At 68.1% G+C, this 17736-nt stretch carries 15 protein-coding genes; 6 read left to right on the top strand and 9 right to left on the bottom strand.

Annotated elements, in window-relative coordinates:
* Positions 1-100: 100 nt before the first annotated feature.
* The 5 genes from LR394_RS43705 to LR394_RS23240 form a co-directional block, all read right to left on the bottom strand.
* Positions 101-469, bottom strand: a complete 369-nt coding sequence (locus tag LR394_RS43705; RefSeq protein WP_407937109.1) for a hypothetical protein — start codon at positions 467-469, stop codon at positions 101-103.
* A gap of 1650 nt (positions 470-2119) precedes the next feature.
* The gene (locus LR394_RS23225) at positions 2120-2887 is read right to left on the bottom strand and encodes an ABC transporter permease (protein ID WP_231445499.1); all 768 of its coding nucleotides are present in this window, start codon (positions 2885-2887) and stop codon (positions 2120-2122) included.
* A gap of 52 nt (positions 2888-2939) precedes the next feature.
* On the bottom strand, positions 2940-3899 hold the full coding sequence (locus LR394_RS23230; RefSeq protein ID WP_231445508.1) for an ATP-binding cassette domain-containing protein: 960 nt from the start codon (positions 3897-3899) through the stop codon (positions 2940-2942).
* A gap of 271 nt (positions 3900-4170) precedes the next feature.
* Positions 4171-5043 (bottom strand): glycosyltransferase, encoded by an 873-nt coding sequence (locus LR394_RS23235; protein WP_231445510.1) that lies wholly within the window; start codon positions 5041-5043, stop codon positions 4171-4173.
* Entirely contained in the window at positions 5040-6197 is a 1158-nt protein-coding gene (locus tag LR394_RS23240) for a DegT/DnrJ/EryC1/StrS family aminotransferase (RefSeq protein ID WP_231445512.1), read from the bottom strand. Before LR394_RS23240 ends, LR394_RS23235 begins: the two co-directional genes overlap by 4 nt.
* Positions 6198-6416: 219 nt before the next feature.
* Here LR394_RS23240 and LR394_RS23245 point away from each other — a divergent pair, with 219 nt between their 5' ends.
* The 3 genes from LR394_RS23245 (at position 6417) to LR394_RS23255 (ending at position 9660) form a co-directional block, all read left to right on the top strand.
* The gene (locus tag LR394_RS23245) at positions 6417-7067 is read left to right on the top strand and encodes a PadR family transcriptional regulator (protein WP_231445514.1); all 651 of its coding nucleotides are present in this window, start codon (positions 6417-6419) and stop codon (positions 7065-7067) included.
* Positions 7068-7738: 671 nt separating this feature from the next.
* Entirely contained in the window at positions 7739-8956 is a 1218-nt protein-coding gene (locus LR394_RS23250; protein WP_231445516.1) for a sensor histidine kinase, read from the top strand.
* A complete protein-coding gene (locus LR394_RS23255; protein ID WP_231445523.1) occupies positions 8953-9660 on the top strand; it encodes a response regulator in 708 nt (235 codons plus the stop codon). Before LR394_RS23250 ends, LR394_RS23255 begins: the two co-directional genes overlap by 4 nt.
* Positions 9661-9803: 143 nt before the next feature.
* On the opposite strand, the gene LR394_RS23260 is transcribed toward LR394_RS23255, so the two are convergent.
* The 4 genes from LR394_RS23260 to LR394_RS23275 are packed head-to-tail and all read right to left on the bottom strand — an operon-like array spanning position 9804 to position 13867.
* Positions 9804-10592, bottom strand: a complete 789-nt coding sequence (locus tag LR394_RS23260) for an ABC transporter permease (RefSeq protein WP_231445524.1) — start codon at positions 10590-10592, stop codon at positions 9804-9806.
* A complete protein-coding gene (locus LR394_RS23265) occupies positions 10589-11491 on the bottom strand; it encodes an ABC transporter permease (RefSeq protein ID WP_231445541.1) in 903 nt (300 codons plus the stop codon). The genes LR394_RS23260 and LR394_RS23265 overlap by 4 nt, the downstream gene beginning before the upstream one ends.
* A gap of 3 nt (positions 11492-11494) precedes the next feature.
* Positions 11495-12616 carry an ABC transporter ATP-binding protein gene (locus LR394_RS23270; protein WP_231445543.1) on the bottom strand — a complete coding sequence of 374 codons (1122 nt, stop codon included), beginning with the start codon at positions 12614-12616 and terminating at the stop codon, positions 11495-11497.
* A gap of 3 nt (positions 12617-12619) precedes the next feature.
* Positions 12620-13867, bottom strand: coding sequence for an ABC transporter substrate-binding protein (locus tag LR394_RS23275; RefSeq protein WP_231445545.1), 1248 nt, complete (start codon positions 13865-13867; stop codon positions 12620-12622).
* Positions 13868-14403: 536 nt separating this feature from the next.
* Between LR394_RS23275 and LR394_RS43130 the strand changes: the two genes are divergently transcribed.
* The 3 genes from LR394_RS43130 to LR394_RS23290 are packed head-to-tail and all read left to right on the top strand — an operon-like array spanning position 14404 to position 17736.
* A complete protein-coding gene (locus tag LR394_RS43130; protein ID WP_231445551.1) occupies positions 14404-14895 on the top strand; it encodes an Lrp/AsnC family transcriptional regulator in 492 nt (163 codons plus the stop codon).
* Between the two features lie 50 nt (positions 14896-14945).
* Positions 14946-16319, top strand: a complete 1374-nt coding sequence (locus LR394_RS23285) for an aspartate aminotransferase family protein (RefSeq protein ID WP_407937110.1) — start codon at positions 14946-14948, stop codon at positions 16317-16319.
* A 19-nt stretch (positions 16320-16338) separates the two neighbouring features.
* On the top strand, positions 16339-17736 hold the full coding sequence (locus LR394_RS23290; protein WP_231445555.1) for an NAD(P)/FAD-dependent oxidoreductase: 1398 nt from the start codon (positions 16339-16341) through the stop codon (positions 17734-17736).

Genomic DNA, 17736 nt, shown 5'->3' on the forward strand with positions numbered 1-17736 from the left:
CCTAAAGGTCGATCTTCAGGGAACCGTCGAACCGGACGCTGCGGATCGTCTGGACGTCCGCAGGCCGGGCCTCGATTGCCCTCGGGGCGGGGGTACGCCCTCAGATCTCGATGGTGCGCTCCAGGTTGGCCAGCTTGCGGCGGGCCAGCGCCAGGTTCGAGCGGTGCTTGTCCAGCGCCAGGTACAGGAAGAGCCCGATGCCGGTCTGGTCGGTGATCAGCCGGATCAGGTGGTACTGGGTGTCCAGCGTGATCAGGATGTCCTCGATGCCCTCACGCAGACCCAGCGCCTCCATCGTGCGCAGCTTGGCCCGCACCACCTCGGTGTTACCGGCCGCAGCGACCTCGAGGTTCAGGTTGGCGCCACCGGCCTGGCCGAGCGTCATGCCGCTGGTGTAGTCCACCAGCGCGACGCCGACGGCGCCGTCGATCTGCATGGCTTCCTTGAGCACGATGTCGATGTTTGCCACGTTGTCTTCCTTCTGAGGGGAGCGGAGTTGCAGTGCGGTTCCGGGCCGTTCGATCGGACCGGAACCAAGGGACCGGCGGGCAGGGTTCGCAGCCGGGCCGGAAGACCGGAGACCGAGATGACTGTCCGCTTGCCTTTCGGCAGGGCGGGGCGGGATCCAATCGGCCGTTTGGTCGTTCCGGCGACGGACGGTGGTGTCCGGCGTGCTGCGGACCGGCTGACCCTGAAGGTGCCGGAGGTCAAGAGGTTCGGTGCTCGGCGACGCCGGCGGGGGTTGCACCGGACGGCGCGCGGCCGGCTGCATCGGAGCAGCCGGTGGTATCTGCGGTGCGGGCTGCAGGGGAGCGGCGGGGTGCGACTGACCCGGGGTACCGCCCGGGGGAGTGCCGTAGCCGGTGCCGTCGTAGCCCTCGTACCCCTGCGGCGCGTTGCCGTAAGCGGCGGGCCGCGAGGGCTGGGCCGAGGGACGGGGAGCGGAGTGCGGGGAACGGGGCACCCGGCGGCGCTCCTCGTGGCGGTAGGCGCCCGCGTTCTGACCGGCAGCGGGAGCACCGGTACCGACCTGGGCCGCCGCGGCGTGCGCGGCTGCGGCCAGACGCTGGCGCTCCATCTCGTCGATCGGCTCGGACGAGACCAGGTAGGTGCCCGAGACCGGTGAGATCACGGTGGCCGAGGCGATGATCGCCTCCGCACCGGTGACCGGGGGAACGCTCTGCTGCGCCTCCGGCACACCGCTGGCCGGGGTCTGCGGCTTGGGCGAACGCCGGGCCCGGGCCGGCAACGGCGCGCCCGGCTCGAAGGCGAACCGGTGCTCCTGCGACTCGGAGCTGACGCGCAGATCGATGTGGTCGCCCTCGCGCATGTCCTCCGGCCGCAGCGGGACCGGCATCTCCCCGGAGTCGGTCGGGGTCGGCGCGGGGATGGCACTCGCCGGGCTACCGGCGGAGTTCTGCCCGGAGTTGGCGTGCTTGGCATCGCCTCGGGACATCCGCTGGCGGAGTCCGGCGAAGCCACGGGGTGAATTGTTCAACAGAGTCTCCAGTCATCCAGGGCTGGCGGCTCATACGGAGATGTAGGCCCTCCCCACTGTCCGGACAATGGAAACACACGTTGTCAGGGCAGGGAAGCTGGATTGATAAATGCCTCCGGTAATTCGTGCTCAAGCTTAGGTGAAAACACCCGACGGGCGGTGCCGGCCGACGCTGGGTGACGAATGTGTGATCGGTTGTGCGGTGTGGTCTGGCGGCTGGCTCGGGGGTCGCCGTTCGGCGGGAACCGGCCCGGCAGAGGCAATCTGACGCTCGGTGCTGGCTTCGTGACGCACTGGCATGGAATTCGGCCGGTGGGGGCGCCGGGTAATCCCAGTGTAATTGCACTGTCACTGTCGGCATTCTTGACTGGCGGGCGGGCCGATTCTTATTCGGGCTCGGCGGCGTTTCGGCGGAGCCGGTGGAACGCCTTCCGGTGTTTTCCCTTGGCTGTCGGTGTCGGCGGTAAAGAGTGCGGGAAAGGGTCACCCGAATGGAGCAGAAGGCCAAGGGGAAAACCCCCGGTCGAGGGCGTCCAGCCATTCAGTATTGTCCGTTTCTGGGTAGTAAATGGTGATTGTTGGCGCTCTTGTGGCCAAGGGGCAAATGGCCCGTGGTGTGCCTCATGCGGACTCGCGGCGGAACGTGCGGGCGCCGAACCAGAGCGAGACCGCCACCAGCCCGATCGTGGCCAGCGAACCCCACAGTGCTGCCGAACTGGTCAGGTCCCCGGTGAAGAAGGAGCGGGTGGCATCGACCGTGTGCTTGAGCGGGTTGACGTCGGACAGCCGGCGCAGCCAGCCGGGTGCCAGCGACATCGGCAGCAGGATCCCGGACAGCAGGAGCAGTGGCATGGCCAGGCCGTTGAGCAGCGGGGCCAGCGCGTCCTCGCTCTTCAGCAGCAGGGCGCAGCCGTAGGACAGTGAGGCGAACGCGGCGCCCAGGCCGGCCACGATCAGCAGCGACAGCAGTACTCCGGCGATCGGCGCCCGCAGCCCGAACGGCACCGCCGCAGCCAGGAGGAGCAGGGTCTGCACCACGATCACCACCACGTCGCGCAGCACCCGCCCGGCCAGCAGCGACACCCGGCTCGCCGGACTCACCCGCTGCCGCTCGATCACCCCGGCCCGGTACTCGGCGACCAGGCCGAAGCCGACGAACGCGGCACCGAACAGGCCCAGCTGGACCAGCAGGCCGGGCGCGAAGACCTGCCACTCGTCGCCCGGAGGCAGGCCCGGGGTGTTCGCCACCACCGGCTTCAGCAGCGGCCCGAACAGGGCCAGGTACATCAGCGGCTGGATCAGGCCGAGGGCCACCCAGATCGGATTGCGCAGGCTCAGGCGCATCTGCCGCTCGAACGTCAGCCAGGTGTCACGCCATACGTTGTTCATCGTTGGCTCCTTGTGGGTTTCAGGCAACGGACGTTTGCGGGTTCCCCTACGCTCACGCGGCGGGTTCGTCGCGCAGCGAGCGCCCGGTCAGGCTGAGGAAGACGTCGTCCAGGGTGGGGCGGCGCACCTCTACCCCGGCCAGTTCCACCCCTTTGGCGTCGAGCTCGCGCAGTAGACGTGGCAGCAGTCCACCGCCTTCGGGTACGTGCACCGTGATCTGGCCATCGCCGACCACCGGTTCGTCTGCCCCGGGCAGGGTGGCCATGACTCCGCTCGCGTCCGGGGTACGGGCCGGATCGGCCAGCGTCACGATCACCGCGTCACCGCCGACCCCGGCCTTGAGTTCCTCCTTGGTGCCCGAGGCGACGATCTGGCCGTGGTCGATGACCAGTAGCCGGTCGCACAGGTGGTCGGCCTCGTCGAGGTAGTGAGTCGTGATGAAGACGGTGCTGCCCAGTTCGTCGCGCAGGCCGCCGATGTGGTTCCACAGATTGGCCCGGGACTGCGGGTCCAGGCCGGTGGTGGGCTCGTCCAGAAAGACCAGGCCGGGCGAGTGCATCAGGCCGATCACGATGTCGAGTCGCCGCCGCTGACCCCCGGACAGTGACGAGCACTTACGTTCCCAAAGTCCGCCCAGGTCAAGCTGATCGAACAGTTCCTTCCCGCGGGCCGCGGCGGCAGACTTGCCCAGGCCGTACAGCCGGGCCTGATCCACGCACTCCTCGCCGGCGATGGCCTCAGGCAACGTCACCCCGCCCTGGGCCACGTAGCCGATGTTGCGCCGCACGCCGATCGGATCGCGGATCAGATCGTGCCCCGCCACCGTGGCCTGCCCGCTGGTCGGGGTGAGCAGGGTGGTCAGCATCCGCAATGTTGTGGTCTTACCGGCCCCGTTCGGTCCCAGGAAGCCGACGATCTCCCCGCGTTCCACGTCGAGGTCGACGCCGCGCACGGCCTCGACCGGCCCGGTGCGGGTTGTGAACGTTCTGGACAGTGCCCGGGCATGGATCATCAGAAGGCCCCCAAGAATGCCGGTTCGACGTGGGAAAAGCATTGAGCAGCAATACGTCACGCGGTGTGCGAGGAGTTCGCAACGTGCACCATGGTGGGCCGACAGGCGTCTTTAGTCAAGTTTGACTATGTGGCTGGCATCACAAAATGGCTTTGAATCAATGGACGCTGTGGGCGGGTGCGACGGTCAGCCGCCGGTTGAGAGGGATACCGGCAAAAAGCCATCGCCCCTCTGGGCCTTCCGGCCGGCAGAGGGGCGAGTCGTGGGTTGGTTACAGGTAGGGCGTGCGGTACCGCAGGCTGCCTTCCAGCCGGCCGACCGCCATGCCCGCCACCGTGGCGAAGCGGGCCCGGCCCTCGGGGTTGAGCACACCGGGCAGGGCGAGCAGTACCCGCGCCCAGCTGCCGATCGCTTGCCGAGGCCCGCGCCGCGGCATGCCCTGCTGGCGGAACTTGCGGTACAGCACCACTTCGCCCACGCCGTAACCGCGCTCCTGCTCGAAGATCTGGCGCGGGCCGGTGCGGTAGCGGTAGTGCAGCACCGCGCCGGGCACGAAGCTCGCGGGCACTCCCACCGCGGCCAGGCGCCAGGAGATGTCCAGGTCGTGCTGGGTGGGCAGCGACTCGTCGAAGCCCTGGACCTTGGTGATCGCCTCGCGCCGGGCACCCATCGAAGCGCCGACCACGGCGGGCAGATAGCCGCAGTACTCGTCGATCCGGTGGCTCTGCAGCAGGTCACGCCGGGCCCGGACGGCCGGCGGGTTCAGCCGCTCGACGTCGAGCTCACCCCCGACGTACGGCTCGGTGGCCAGGGCCTGGGCCATCTTCTCCAGGTAGCCCGGGGCCAGCAGGTCGTCGCTGTCGACGAAGACGAAGACCTCGCCGGTGGTCTGCGCGATGCCGTGGTTCAGCGCCGTGGCCTGAAAACCGGGCTTCGGCACCGGCAGGACCCGGAAGTTGGGCAGCCGGTCGGCGAAACGCTGGGCAACCGGGATGGTGGCGTCGCTCGAGCCGTTGTCCACGACGACGACTTCCCACCAGCCCGGATACTCCTGGAGCGCGATCGAGTCCAGGGTGTCGGCCAGCGTGGAGGCGCTGTTGCGGCAGCAGATCACCACGCTCAGCGTGGGAAGGCCGGCGCTCATCCGAAGAACGACTTAACGGCATCAATCACCCGGGACAGGGTGGCCTCCTCCATGTACGGGTGCAGCGGCAGGGTCAGCACCTGCTCGGTGGCAGCCTCGGTCACCGGCATCTCACCACGCCGGCTGCCCGCATAGAAACTGAACTCGTGGGCGCCCAGGAAATGGATGCCGCTGGCCACGCCGTGCTCGTTCAGGTGCTGGATCAGGTCCTTACGCCGGGCGCCGTCCCGCAACCGGAGCACGTAGATGTACGGCGCGACGTCCTTCCAGGCGGTGTCGAACAGCTGGACGTGACCGGCTTCTTCCAGCCCTGCGAAGGCCTTGTCGTAGGTCCGGCAGTATTCCTGGCGGTTGTGGATGAACTCGTCGGCCTTGGCGAGTTGGGCCAGGCCGATGGCGGCGGGGACGGAGCCGAGGTGGCAGCGGTAGCCCTGGCGGACGACGTCGAATTCCCAGTTGCGCTGGTTTTTGTAGCGGGCGTCGGTGTCTGAGTCGATGCCGAGGTGACGCAGTTCGTGGAGGGCTTGGACGTCGGCGGGGTTGGAGGTGACGACTGCGCCGCCTTCGAGGGTGGTGATGGTCTTGACCGGTCCGAAGCTGAAGCAGGTGATGTCCCCGAAAGACCCCACCGGGCGTCCTTTGCTCGAGGATCCGAAGGCGTGGGCGGCGTCCTCGATGACGCGCAGGTTGTGCTTGGCCGCGATCTCCATCAGCCGGTCGAGCTGGCAGGGCAGGCCCAGGTAGTCGACGGCGAGAATGGCCTTGGTCCGCTCGGTGATCAGTTCTTCCACCCGGGCCGGATCGATGCTCAGGAACCGATCTTCGATGTCGCAGAAGACGATGTCGGCGCCGGTGCGGCTCATGGCCTGGTGCCCAGCCACATACGTGAAAGCCGGAGCGATGACTTCGTCGCCGGGCCCGAGACCGATCAGCCGGGCGGCGATGTGCAGGGCCTCGGTGCACGAGTTGGTCGAGACCACCCGCCGTTCGTCCAGCCGCAGGAAACGCTCCAGCTCCAGCTCGAACTGCTGGCTGAGTTTGCCCATGCCGAGCCAGCCGGCCTCCAGCGCGGACTGGGCTGCGGCGGTGACCTCCGGGCCGAGGTACGGCCGGTACACCGGGATGCGTTCCAGAGCGGTTGTGGGGGTGGGCATGGGGCTCCTCATCACTCGCGTTCCACCGGGCTGGGTTACTTGCGCGAAATGACCTAGATCACATAGAAGCTTACGTTGCGTCAAGGTTGTCCAGCAAGGAGCAACCTGAGGACCTAGGGCATATCCGGGTCCCTGTCGGACCGCTCGGCGCAGGAGTGAGCCCGGCCCCCGCGTTTCACCCGAATCGGCTCGCCCACCTGGCGCCGTAGGCTGTCCGGCATGTCGGTGACCAGGTTGCTAGTGCTGGGAGCCGTGCGTACCTTCCAGCCCACTCACGGATATTTCGTCCGCCGCGAACTGGCCAGTTGGCAGGTGGCGGAGTGGGCGCACCTGAACCCGGGATCGATCTACAACGCGCTGCGGACCCTGACCAAGGAAGGTCTGCTGGTCGAGGAGCCCGATCCGTCCGCCGGTGCCAAGAAGAAGATGGTCTACCGGCTCACCGTCGACGGCGACGCCGAGTTCCTCCGGCTCGTGCGCGAGGCGGTGTGGCAGTTGCACCCCCACGAACAGGACTGGATCAGCGCCGGCCTGTCGTTCTGGTGGGTGCTGTCCCGCGAGGAGGTGGTTGCCGCGTTGTCCGCCCGGATCAACCTGCTCGACGCCCGGATGGCCAGCATCGGGTACACGGCCCGGGAATTGATCCCCTCCGCCCCGGGCAAGCCGGAGCATGTGGTGGAGATGTTCCACTTCCAGGATGCGTTGCTGCGCGCGGAGAAACAGTGGGTGGCGGACGTGCTGGAGCGGATCAAGGCCGGTTCCTACGGCTTCGCCGGCGAGGCTCCGGCCCCGGTCGTTCCCGGCCATGACCCGATGAGCCTGCCGAGCACAGAGCTGAAGAGGTTGGACCAGCCAGCGTCGGACCACTGATCGGAGCTCTGCCTGGACCATCGACTGGAGCGCTGTCCGAATCGTTGCCCGGGGCGCTGAGCAGCACTCGGTTCAGCAGCACCGCGGAGGCGCCCCAGATCGCCACCCCCACCAGGTAGTGGGCGTACATCGCACCCAGGTACGAGGGCCCGCCCCAGGCGTTCGTGGTGAAGTCCGCGTCCAGTCCGCCGGTTACCTGCAGCCCGCACCGCCACAGGTCGTAGCCGTTCAGCAGGAGAAGGAAAAGCACGAGCCCCCGTCGCGCCGCCCCACCCTTGCGCAGGGTGGAACGTAGTCGCTGTCCAGCTTTTCGGCTGAAGGGGGCGGTCAAAACTCCTACCCCGCCCTGGCGCACCGCCTGCAGCAAACTCAGCGCCACCACCATGATCAGGACAACGAAAGCCGGAAAGGCCTCGGTGCCCGGCACGTGATGCTCGGTCGGCTCACCCGCGGCCAGGTAGAACGGCACCCCGCTGAGCACTCCGGCCCCGAACAGCCCGGCCGCAACTCCCAGGCTCTTGGTCGAAAGTTTCTTCTGCATCACTGGATTCATGGCAGCAGCATGCGCGCTGCACCGGCCGGTCCGCGTCACTCCAGCGCATGAACCATGATTCGGGCCGTCATTCTCAGGAGTGACGCCAATCCGTCCGAACCCCGGATACCGTTCACCAATGCCCACCCGCGACGTCCTCCTGGCGCTGATCACGTTCAGTGTGTTCACCGGGCCGATCCTCAGCGGCAGTGCTGAGGGGCAGGGGCCGGTCTGGGCGATCGCGGCCTTCGGCCTGGCGGCGGCAGCCCCGCTGGCCCTGCGCCGCCGGGCCCCGGTCCCGGTGCTGCTCCTGGTATCGCTCGCGCTGATCCTGGCCGCCCTCGGCGGGATCCGCTTCACGCCGTGGGTCAGCAACTTTGGCCCGGCCTTGGGCATTGCCGTGTTCACCGTCGCCGAACGGTACCCGCGCCGCACCTCGCTGCGGCTCAGCACAGCCGCGATCGCCTGCGTCGCGGCGGCCGAACTCGTTGCCTACGGCCTGCATCCGGGCACCGAACAGAATGCCGTGCACCTCTTGATCGGTCCCGCGGGCTGGCTGCTCGGTCATGCCCTGCGCACCCGCCAGGGACTCGACCGGCAACTGCACGCCGAGCGGGCCGAACGCGCGGCTGAGGCCGAGCGCCGGATCCGGGCCGAGGAACGGCTCAAGATCTCGGCCGACGTTCACGACATCGTCTCTCACGCGCTGAGCCTGATCGCCGTACGCTCCGGCGTTGCCCGGATGGTGCTGGAACAACGCCCCGACGAGGCGAAGTCAGCGCTCACCGCGATCGAGGCCGCCAGCCGCAGCGCCCTGGACGAGCTGCGCGAGGTGCTCCGCACGATCCGGACCGGGGATGAGGACGAGGAGCCGCGCCGCCGCACCCTCGCCGACGTGCCGCCATTGGTCCAGCGGCTACGGGAGGACGGTATGCCGATCGAGCTGGCGCAGCCCCCCGGTTCGAAAAGCTCGTCACTGATCGAGGAGACGGCCTACCGCATCGTGCAGGAAGCCTTGACGAACGTGGTCCGGCACGCCGGAAGACCAGCAACCAGCGTGAAGATCGAGCATGCTTGGGGCTCCTTGCAGATCTGCGTCCAGAACTGCCCGGGGGAGGGTCCTGCAATCGTGGCGGCGAGTTCGGCGGCAGGAGCGGGCAGCGGTCTCGGTCTCAGCGGTATGCGGCAACGTGCCGAGTTGCACGGTGGCACTTTCGAGGCCGAACCCTTGGCCGACGGTGGCTTCCGGGTGAGAGTCGTCCTGCCCGACCCACCCGAACCCCCGGAACCCGGCCTGCTCTCATCCCCGGATGCCCGCCACGAGCGCGCACGATCACCTCGGGCAGGCGAGCGATGACCGACGTCTCTGTTCTGGTGGTCGATGACGAGGCCCTGATTCGCGCGGGATTCCGGGTGCTGCTCGACGCCGCCCCCGGATACACCTGCGTGGGCGAGGCCGGCGACGGGGCCACCGCGGTGCGTCAATGCCGAGCGCTCCGGCCGGACGTGGTGCTGATGGACATCCGCATGCCGATCATGGACGGGCTGGAAGCGACTCAGCACATCGCCAGTGACGAGTCGCTGGAGAGCCGGGTCCTGATCGTCACCACGTTCGGCGAGGACCCTCACGTCTTCGCCGCCCTGCGCGGTGGGGCCAGCGGTTTCGTGCTGAAGGACACGCCGCCCGAAGACCTGCTCACCGCGATCACCGTCACCGCGTCGGGCGAATCCCTGCTCTCGCCCAGGCTCACCACCCGTCTGGTGCGCGCGTTCGTTCGTACCGAGCCCAGGAAACGTCCGGTGCAACGACCGGAGCTGGCTCTGCTGACCGAGCGGGAGCGCGAGATCCTGCTACGGGTGGCCTCGGGCCGGTCCAACACCGAGATCGCCGACGATCTGATGGTCTCCCTCAACACGGTGAAGACGCATGTCAGCCGTCTGCTCACCAAGCTCAGGGCCCGGGACCGGGTGCAGTTGGTGGTGCTGGCCTACGAGAGCAGCCTGGTCACCCCAGGTACCTGGGGAGAGGCGCAAGCAGGACGGGCGAGGCCGCCGGGCTGAGGGATCAGGAGGACGAGCGGATCGAGCGGGGTAATAAGAGTGGCCGGATCAGCGGGGCAGGCAGCGTCCTGTCGGTTCTGCACGGTCGGCGGCAGGTGCGGTGCGAAATTCTCATGTTCCGTAGTTGCTGGGGCCGGGACGGGTCACAGCCGCCGGGAACGCCGCCAGCGGAACAGTTCGGCCGCCAGCACCAGGCCCATCGCCAGCAGGAACATGGCCGAGCCGATCACGTAGGCATCGGCCGGAATGCCGCGCTGGGCCGAGACATACACGAACTTCGGGAACGTGTTCACGTCGCCGGAGACGAAGTTGGTGATGATGAAGTCGTCGAAGGAGAGGCTGAAGGCCAGCAGCGCGGCGCCGGCGATACCCGGCGCCACCAGGGGCAGGGTGATCCGGCGGAAGGTCTCGAACTCGTTGGCGTACAGGTCCTGCGCGGCCTGCTCCAGGCGCGGGTCCAGCGAGGCGATCCGGGCCTTCACCGCCACCACCACGAAGCTGATGCTGAACATCACGTGCGCGATGACGATCGTGGCCGTCCCCAGCGGCACCCGCAGGTTCAGGAACAGCGTCAGCAGCGAGGCCGCCAGCACCACCTCCGGGGTGGCCATCGGCAGGAAGATCAGCAGGTTGGTCGGGGTCCGGCCGCGAAACCGGTACCGGGCCAGGGCGAACGCCACCATGGTGCCGAGCACGGTGGCGATCAGGGTCGAGGCCAGGCCGATCTTCAGGCTGTTGCCCAGCGCCGAGCAGACCTCCGGGGCCCCGCACGGGTTGGTCCAGTTCTCCAGCGTGAATCCGCGCCAGGTCAGGTTGGAGCGGGCCGGCTGGTTGAAGCTGAACACCATCACGTAGGCGATCGGGGTGAAGATGTAGGCGAAGGCCAGCACGCCGTAGATGTGCAGGGCGTGCTTCGACAACCAGCGGCTCATACCAGTTCCTCGGTTCCGGCCCGGCGCACGTACAGGATCACCAGCACCAGGATGATCGCCATCAGGATGAAGCTGAGCGCGGCCGCCGTCGGGTAGTCCACCACCCGGAAGAAGCGGCTCTCCACCACGTTCCCGATCATCGTGGTGCGGGTGTTGCCGAGCAGCGCGGCGTTCACGTAGTCCCCGGAGGCCGGGATGAAGGTGAGCAGGGTGCCGGCCACCACCCCGGGCATCGACAACGGGAAGGTGACCTTGCGCAGCACGGTGAAGCTGGTGCCGTACAGGTCGCCGCCGGCCTCGATCAGCCGCGGGTCGATGCGTTCCAGGCTGGAGTACAGCGGCAGCACCATGAACGGCAGGAAGTTGTAGGTGATCCCGGCGACCACGGCGATCGGGCTGGCCGTCACCGCCAGGTCCGAGGGGATCAGGTGCAGCCACTTCAGCGCCGAGACCACCCAGCCGTCGTCGGCCAGGATCTGCCGCCAGGCCAGGGTGCGCAGCACGAAGCTGGTGAAGAACGGCGCCACCACCAGGACCAGCAGCAGGTTGCGCAGCCGGCCCGCGCGGAAGGCGATCAGGTAGGCCAGCGGGTAGCCGATCGCCAGGCACAGCAGCGTGGCCAGGATCGAGTAGAAGAACGAGCGGGCGAAATGGCCGCGGTAGGCGCTGATCGCGTCCCAGTAGTTGGCCAGGTGGAAGGTCTGCACGAACTCGCCGGGCAGGCCGCTGCCGGAGGGAGTCTGGGTGGAGGTGCCGGCCAGCGTGAAGATCGGCACGACGAAGAAGACGCCGAGCCAGAGCAGGCCGGGGATCAGCAGGAGCAGGACGGTCCGCAGCTGACGGCCGGAGGCCCGGGGCAGCTCGTCCGGCTCCACCGAGGCCGGGGTAAGAGCAGCCATCGCTCAGTCCTCCAAGGTGGACTCGACGCCCGCCCCGGCGTCACCGGCCAGGCCGAAGCTGTGGTCCGGCTCCCAGGCCAGTTGCACCGCCGAGCCGTCGGAGAAACGTTCGCCGATGCCCAGGTTCTGCGCGAACACGGTGAGGTTCTGACCCCACGGCATCCGCACCAGGTACTGCGTGGAGACACCCAGGTAGCTGGCGTCCAGCACGACGCCGCCGGTCAGCTGGTTCAGCCCGGAGGGCACCGGATCGGCCGCACTGTGCAGACGGATCTTCTCCGGGCGGACGCCGAGCAGCAGCTCGCCCTCACTCGAACAGCGGTCGGTGCGGATCCGCAGCTTCTGCCCACCGACGTCCACCATTGTGTACTGGCCGTCGGTGCCCGAGCGGGTGACCGCCACCAGGTTGGACTGGCCCAGGAAGTTGGCCACGAAAGTGGTTCCCGGCGCCTCGTACAGCTCCGCGGGCGCACCCAGCTGCTCGATCTTCCCGTGGTTCATCACCGCCACCCGGTCGGCCATCGTCATGGCCTCTTCCTGGTCGTGCGTGACATGCACGAAGGTGATGCCGACCTCGGTCTGGATCCGTTTGAGCTCGATCTGCATCTGGCGGCGCAGTTTCAGGTCCAGCGCCCCCAGCGGCTCGTCCAGCAGCAGCACCTGCGGCCGGTTCACCACGGCCCGGGCCAGGGCGATGCGCTGCTGCTGCCCACCGGACAGCTGGGCCGGCCGGCGCTGGGCCAGATGCCCCAGCTCGACCAGGTCGAGGGCCTCCAGTGCCTGCTTCTTCACGTCCTTGACCCCGCGCCGGCGCAGACCGAAGGCCACGTTCTCGAACACCGAAAGGTGCGGGAACAACGCGTAGTTCTGGAAGACGGTGTTCACCGGCCGCTGGTACGGCTTCTTCTCGGTGACGTCCAGATCGCCCAGGTGGATCGATCCGCCGGTGGGTTCCTCCAGGCCGGCGATCATCCGCAGCGTGGTGGTCTTGCCGCAGCCGGAAGGCCCGAGCAGGGCGAAGAACTCACCCTGGGAGATGGTCAGGTCGAGCCCGTCGACGGCCGTGAACCCGGAGAACCGCTTGGTCAGCCCGGTCAGCCGCAGGTCCGATCGCGAGGCGGTCATGCCTCAGTTGCCCAGCACGCGCTGGAACTCGGAGCTGAACTCGGTCTCCTCGGTGCCCTCCAGCGCCCGGAAGACCTTGACCTTGGCCAGATCGGCCTCGGTCGGGAAGATGTTCGGGTTCTCGGCCAGCGCCTGCATCTCCTTGTCCGGGCTGGCCAGCATGACCTCCTGAGCGCCCTGGACCGGGCAGACGTAGCTCACGTAGGCGGCGACCTGGGCCGCCACCTCCGGGTCGTAGTAGTAGTTCATCAGCGCCTCGGCGTTCGCCTTGTGCGGCGAGCCGATCGGCACCAGCATGTTGTCGCTCCACATCGTGCCGCCGGCCTCGGGGATCGCGAACTCCCACTTGTCGCCGTTCTCGGCGTTCAGCGTGGTGATGTCGCCCGACCAGGCGATCACCGCGAGCGCATCCCCGGAGATCAGGTCCTGGGTGTAGGAGTTGCCCTTGACCTGGCGGATCTGGCCGCTGGAGAGCTGCTCGTCGAGAACGTCCAGGGCGTTGCCGAACTGATCGGCGGTGAACGCGCCGGAGGGGTCCACGCCCTGCTGGAGCATGATCAGCCCGAGCGTGTCGCGCATCTCCGAGAGCACCTCGACCTTGCCCTTGAGCTCGGGCTTCCACAGGTCGTCGACGCTCTTGAGCCCCTGCGGCAGCTTCTCCTTGTTCCAGGCCAGGCCGGCGTAGCCGGACTGCCAGGTCAGCGAGTACTTGCGGCCGTTGTCGTAGCTGACCGTCTTCAGGTTCTCGAGCAGGTTCCCGGCGTTCGGGATCCTGGCCTGGTCCAGCTCCTGCGCGTACTTCTGCTGGATCACCCGGGCGGCCATGTAGTCGGTGAAGACCACGATGTCCTGGCCGATGTCCTGCCCGTTGCGCAGCTGACCCTGGATCTTGGCGTAGTACGAGTCGTTGTCCTCGATCGCCTCGTCGTAGCTGGCCTTGATCCCGGTCTCCTGGGAAAAGGCCTGCAGCGTGGGGTATGTCTTGGTGCTCTCGTCGTAGTCCAGGTACAGCGTCCAGTTGGCCCAGTTGACCACCTTCTCGGAGGCGGACTTGTCCTGCACCGCCGAGGGCTCCTCGTCGCTGCCGCCGGAACTGGCCGGGGCCGAGGTACCGCAGGCGGCGAGGGCGGCGCCGAGCCCGACGGTACCCGCGCCGGTGAACAGTGATCGGCGGCTGAATCGCCCGGCCGCCTGTTGCGCGCGGATCACGGCCGCGGCTTCGGGGGAGAGGGGTCGGCGGCGCTGGGTCATGAGACAGGAGTCCTTTCCTGGCACTTCGGTAGCGCACTTCGACAGCGCACTTTCGGCGGCACTTCGGCGGAGCGCTTTCGGGACCGGCCGGAGGGCGAGACCTCAGACCTAAGTGCGGAATTCGGCAGCGGCGCCGGTCTCGCACCACGTAGTTGATCTGCGCGGCGACCAGCACTCGACAGCGGTGCGTCAGCGGCAGGAGGAACCGGGACGGATCGCCTCGGATACTGACACGGAGTAAAGATGCACGGCAAGGAGTCAGCGTAGGTTTCCGTGGCGTTTGCCAGGTAAAAGCAACGTGTTCGTTACCCACAGGCGGGGAAGGGCTTCGGAACCGAAACACAGAGCAACGGTCCCCCAGCCCTAGCGGGCCGGGAGGTGCCCCCAGAGGTGGCCGCCACCCAGCCACGACGTCCTCAATTCTGGTTTGCGGTTTCGTGAGCTGAAGCACGCCGTGGGCGAGGAAAGCGATCGTCCCGCCTCCCGAAACGACGGAATCTATTGTCAATCGCCCATAGCGCGGTCAAGATCGAGGGGTGACGCGCAAACCCGTACGGCCGGCCGGCCGCCCGCACGCCGCACAGCCGCTCGACGAGACCTCGAAGCAGATCATCGAGCAGCTGCAGGAAGACGGCCGGCGCCCTTACGCCGCGATCGGCAAGGCGGTGGGCCTGTCCGAAGCCGCGGTCCGGCAGCGCGTACAGCGCCTGCTGGACAACGGAGTCATGCAGATCGTCGCCGTCACCGATCCGCTGCAGGTGGGCTTCACCCGGCAGGCGATGATCGGCGTCACCGTGCACGGGGAGATCGAGTCGGTCGCCGACGAGCTGTCGGCGATGACCGAGGTGGACTACGTGGTGGTCACCGCGGGCTCGTTCGACCTGCTGGTCGAGGTGGTCTGCGAGGACGACGACCACCTGCTCGAGGTGGTCAGCCGGCGGATCCGGGCGCTGCCCGGGGTCCGCGCCACCGAGACCTTCGTCTATCTCAAGCTCCGCAAGCAGCTCTACAACTGGGGGACCCGTTGACCACGACGCCCGAGAGCCCGACCGGCCCGACGAGCCCGCCGCAGGATGCGCTGACCCAGGCCCTGCAGGAGAAGGCGCGCGAGAACCTGTGGCTGCACTTCACCCGCCACTCAGGCTATTTCGCTCCCGAGCCGGAACCGGTACCGGTGATCGTCCGCGGCCGGGGCCACCACATCTTCGACTCCGAGGGCCGCAAGTACATCGACGGCCTGGCCGGGCTGTTCGTGGTCCAGGCCGGGCACGGCCGTGAGCAACTGGCCGAGGCGGCGGCGAAACAGGCCAAGGAGCTGGCCTACTTCCCCCTTTGGTCGTACGCCACGCCCCCTGCGATCGAACTGGCCGACCGTTTGGCTCAGTACGCCCCCGGCGACCTGAACCGCGTCTTCTTCACCACCGGCGGCGGGGAGGCGGTGGAGAGCGCCTGGAAGCTGGCCAAGCAGTACTGGAAGCTGAACGGCAAACCGCTGAAGACCAAGGTGATCTCCCGCTCGATCGCCTACCACGGCACCACTCAGGGCGCGCTGTCGATCACCGGTATCCCGGGTCTGAAGCAGATGTTCGAGCCGCTGGTCCCGGGTGCCTTCCGGGTGCCCAACACCAACATCTACCGGGCCGCGGAAGACCTGCGGGACGACCCGAAGCAGTTCGGCCGCTGGGCCGCCGACCGGATCGCCGAGGCGATCGAGTTCGAGGGCCCGGACACGGTGGCCGCGGTGTTCCTGGAGCCGGTGCAGAACGCCGGCGGTTGTTTTCCCGCGCCCCCGGGCTATTTCGAGCGGGTCCGCGAGATCTGCGACAAGTACGACGTGCTGCTGGTCTCGGACGAGACGATCTGCGCGTTCGGCCGGGTCGGTGGCATGTTCGCCTGCGCCGAGATGGGCTTCGTGCCCGACATGATCACCTGTGCCAAGGGCATGACCAGCGGCTACTCGCCGATCGGGGCGATGATCGCGAGCGATAGGCTGTTCGAGCCGTTCAAGGAGGGCACGAACTACTTCCCGCACGGCTACACCTTCGGTGGGCATCCGGTCTCCTCCGCGGTCGCGCTGGCCAACCTGGACCTGTTCGAGAGCGAAGGCCTGCTGGACAACGTCCGGCGCAACGCCCCGATCTTCCGCGCCACCCTGGAGAAGCTGCTCGACCTGCCGATCGTCGGCGACGTGCGCGGCGAAGGCTTCTTCTACGGCATCGAACTGGTCAAGGACAAGACCACCCGAGCCACCTTCGACGAGGACGAGTCCGAGCGGCTGCTGCGGGGTTTCCTGTCCAAGGCGCTGTTCGAGGCCGGTCTGTACTGCCGGGCCGACGACCGGGGAGACCCGGTGATCCAGCTGTCCCCGCCGCTCACCCTGGGTCCGGCCGACTTCGACGAGATCGAGGGCATTCTGCGCTCGGTGCTGACACAGGCGTGGAACCAGCTGTGAGCCCCACGGACAGAAGATCGTGAACTACCGGTCGGTGTCGCTGTGGCTGGACCAGGCCGCGGCGGCTGGTGATCCGCTTCAGCCCCGCGCCGGGCTGGACGGAGATCTGGACGTGGACGTCTGCATCGTCGGCGGCGGCCTGACCGGTCTGTGGACGGCGTACTACCTGCTCAAGGCCCGGCCGATGCTGCGGGTGGCGGTGCTCGAGGCACAGATCGCGGGGTTCGGGGCGAGCGGTCGCAACGGTGGCTGGTGTTCGGCCCTGTTCCCGTCCGGGGTCGAGGCGATGGCCCGCAAGCACGGGCTGGACCAGGCCCTGGCGATGCGCCGGGCGATGAACGAGACGGTGGACGAGGTCGGCCGGGTGGCCGCGGCGGAGGGCATCGACTGCCATTTCGAGCGCGGCGGCACCATCGAACTGGCCCGCTCGCAGGTGCAGCTGGAACGCGTGCGCGCGGCCGTCGAGGCTGATCAGAAGCTCGGCGGGGTGGACGGATACCAATTATGGGACGTTGTGGAGACCGGCGAGCGGCTGCGGGCTGATCGGGTGGTCGGGGCCGGATACACCCCGAACTGCGCCCGGATTCAGCCCGCCTTCCTGGTGCGGGGTCTGGCCGAGAAGGTTGAGCAGCTCGGCGGGCTGGTCCTGGAACAGACTGCTGCGCTGGAGATTCTGCCGCGTTCTTCGGCCGGTGGCCCGCGCGTTCGCACGGCCCGGGGAACGGTGCGGGCCGAGCACGTGATCCGGGCGACCGAGGCCTGGACTTCGCAGCTGCCCGGGGCACGCCGGACGATCGCCCCGATCTACTCGCTGATGGTCGCGACCGAACCGTTGCCCCCGGAATTCTGGGCCGGCGTCGGCTTGTCGCGTGGAGAGACCTTCACCGATGCGCGGCATCTGGTGATCTACGGGCAGCGAACCAGGGACGATCGACTCGCCTTCGGTGGCCGCGGTGCGCCTTACCATTTCGGTTCCCGGATCAGACCGGACTTCGATCAGGATCCGAAGGTGTTCGCGGGGCTGCGGCAGACCTTGAACGGCCTGTTCCCGGCGCTGCGCGGCTTCGGCATCACCCATCGCTGGGGTGGCCCGCTCGGAATCGCCCGGGACTGGAACGCCTCGGTGGGGCTGGACCGGTTCTCGGGAATCGGCTGGGCCGGAGGCTACGTGGGCGACGGGCTCTCGACCACGAACCTGGCCGGCCGGACGTTGCGCGATCTGGTGCTGCAGCAGGAGACCGAGCTGGTGCAGCTGCCCTGGGTGGGACACCGCTCACCGAACTGGGAGCCGGAACCGCTGCGCTGGCTGGGCACCAACGCCGGGCTGCGGGCGATGACCGCAGCCGACGCCGAGGAACGCCTGACCTCGCGTCCCTCGGTCGCCGCCCGCCTGATGTCGCCGCTACTGGGGCATTAG

Origin of the sequence: Kineosporia babensis (genome assembly GCF_021129305.1) — a bacterium.
Lineage (GTDB): Bacteria > Actinomycetota > Actinomycetes > Actinomycetales > Kineosporiaceae > Kineosporia > Kineosporia babensis.

Coding starts and splice junctions, on each gene's coding strand:
- LR394_RS23275 (WP_231445545.1), bottom strand. CDS start 13,867: ATGACCCAGCGCCGCCGACCCCTCTCCCCCGAAGCCGCGGCCGTGATC.
- LR394_RS23235 (WP_231445510.1), bottom strand. CDS start 5,043: ATGAGCGCCGGCCTTCCCACGCTGAGCGTGGTGATCTGCTGCCGCAAC.
- LR394_RS23240 (WP_231445512.1), bottom strand. CDS start 6,197: ATGCCCACCCCCACAACCGCTCTGGAACGCATCCCGGTGTACCGGCCG.
- LR394_RS23265 (WP_231445541.1), bottom strand. CDS start 11,491: ATGGCTGCTCTTACCCCGGCCTCGGTGGAGCCGGACGAGCTGCCCCGG.
- LR394_RS23230 (WP_231445508.1), bottom strand. CDS start 3,899: ATGATCCATGCCCGGGCACTGTCCAGAACGTTCACAACCCGCACCGGG.
- LR394_RS23245 (WP_231445514.1), top strand. CDS start 6,417: ATGTCGGTGACCAGGTTGCTAGTGCTGGGAGCCGTGCGTACCTTCCAG.
- LR394_RS23225 (WP_231445499.1), bottom strand. CDS start 2,887: ATGAACAACGTATGGCGTGACACCTGGCTGACGTTCGAGCGGCAGATG.
- LR394_RS23255 (WP_231445523.1), top strand. CDS start 8,953: ATGACCGACGTCTCTGTTCTGGTGGTCGATGACGAGGCCCTGATTCGC.
- LR394_RS23270 (WP_231445543.1), bottom strand. CDS start 12,616: ATGACCGCCTCGCGATCGGACCTGCGGCTGACCGGGCTGACCAAGCGG.
- LR394_RS23250 (WP_231445516.1), top strand. CDS start 7,739: ATGCCCACCCGCGACGTCCTCCTGGCGCTGATCACGTTCAGTGTGTTC.
- LR394_RS23260 (WP_231445524.1), bottom strand. CDS start 10,592: ATGAGCCGCTGGTTGTCGAAGCACGCCCTGCACATCTACGGCGTGCTG.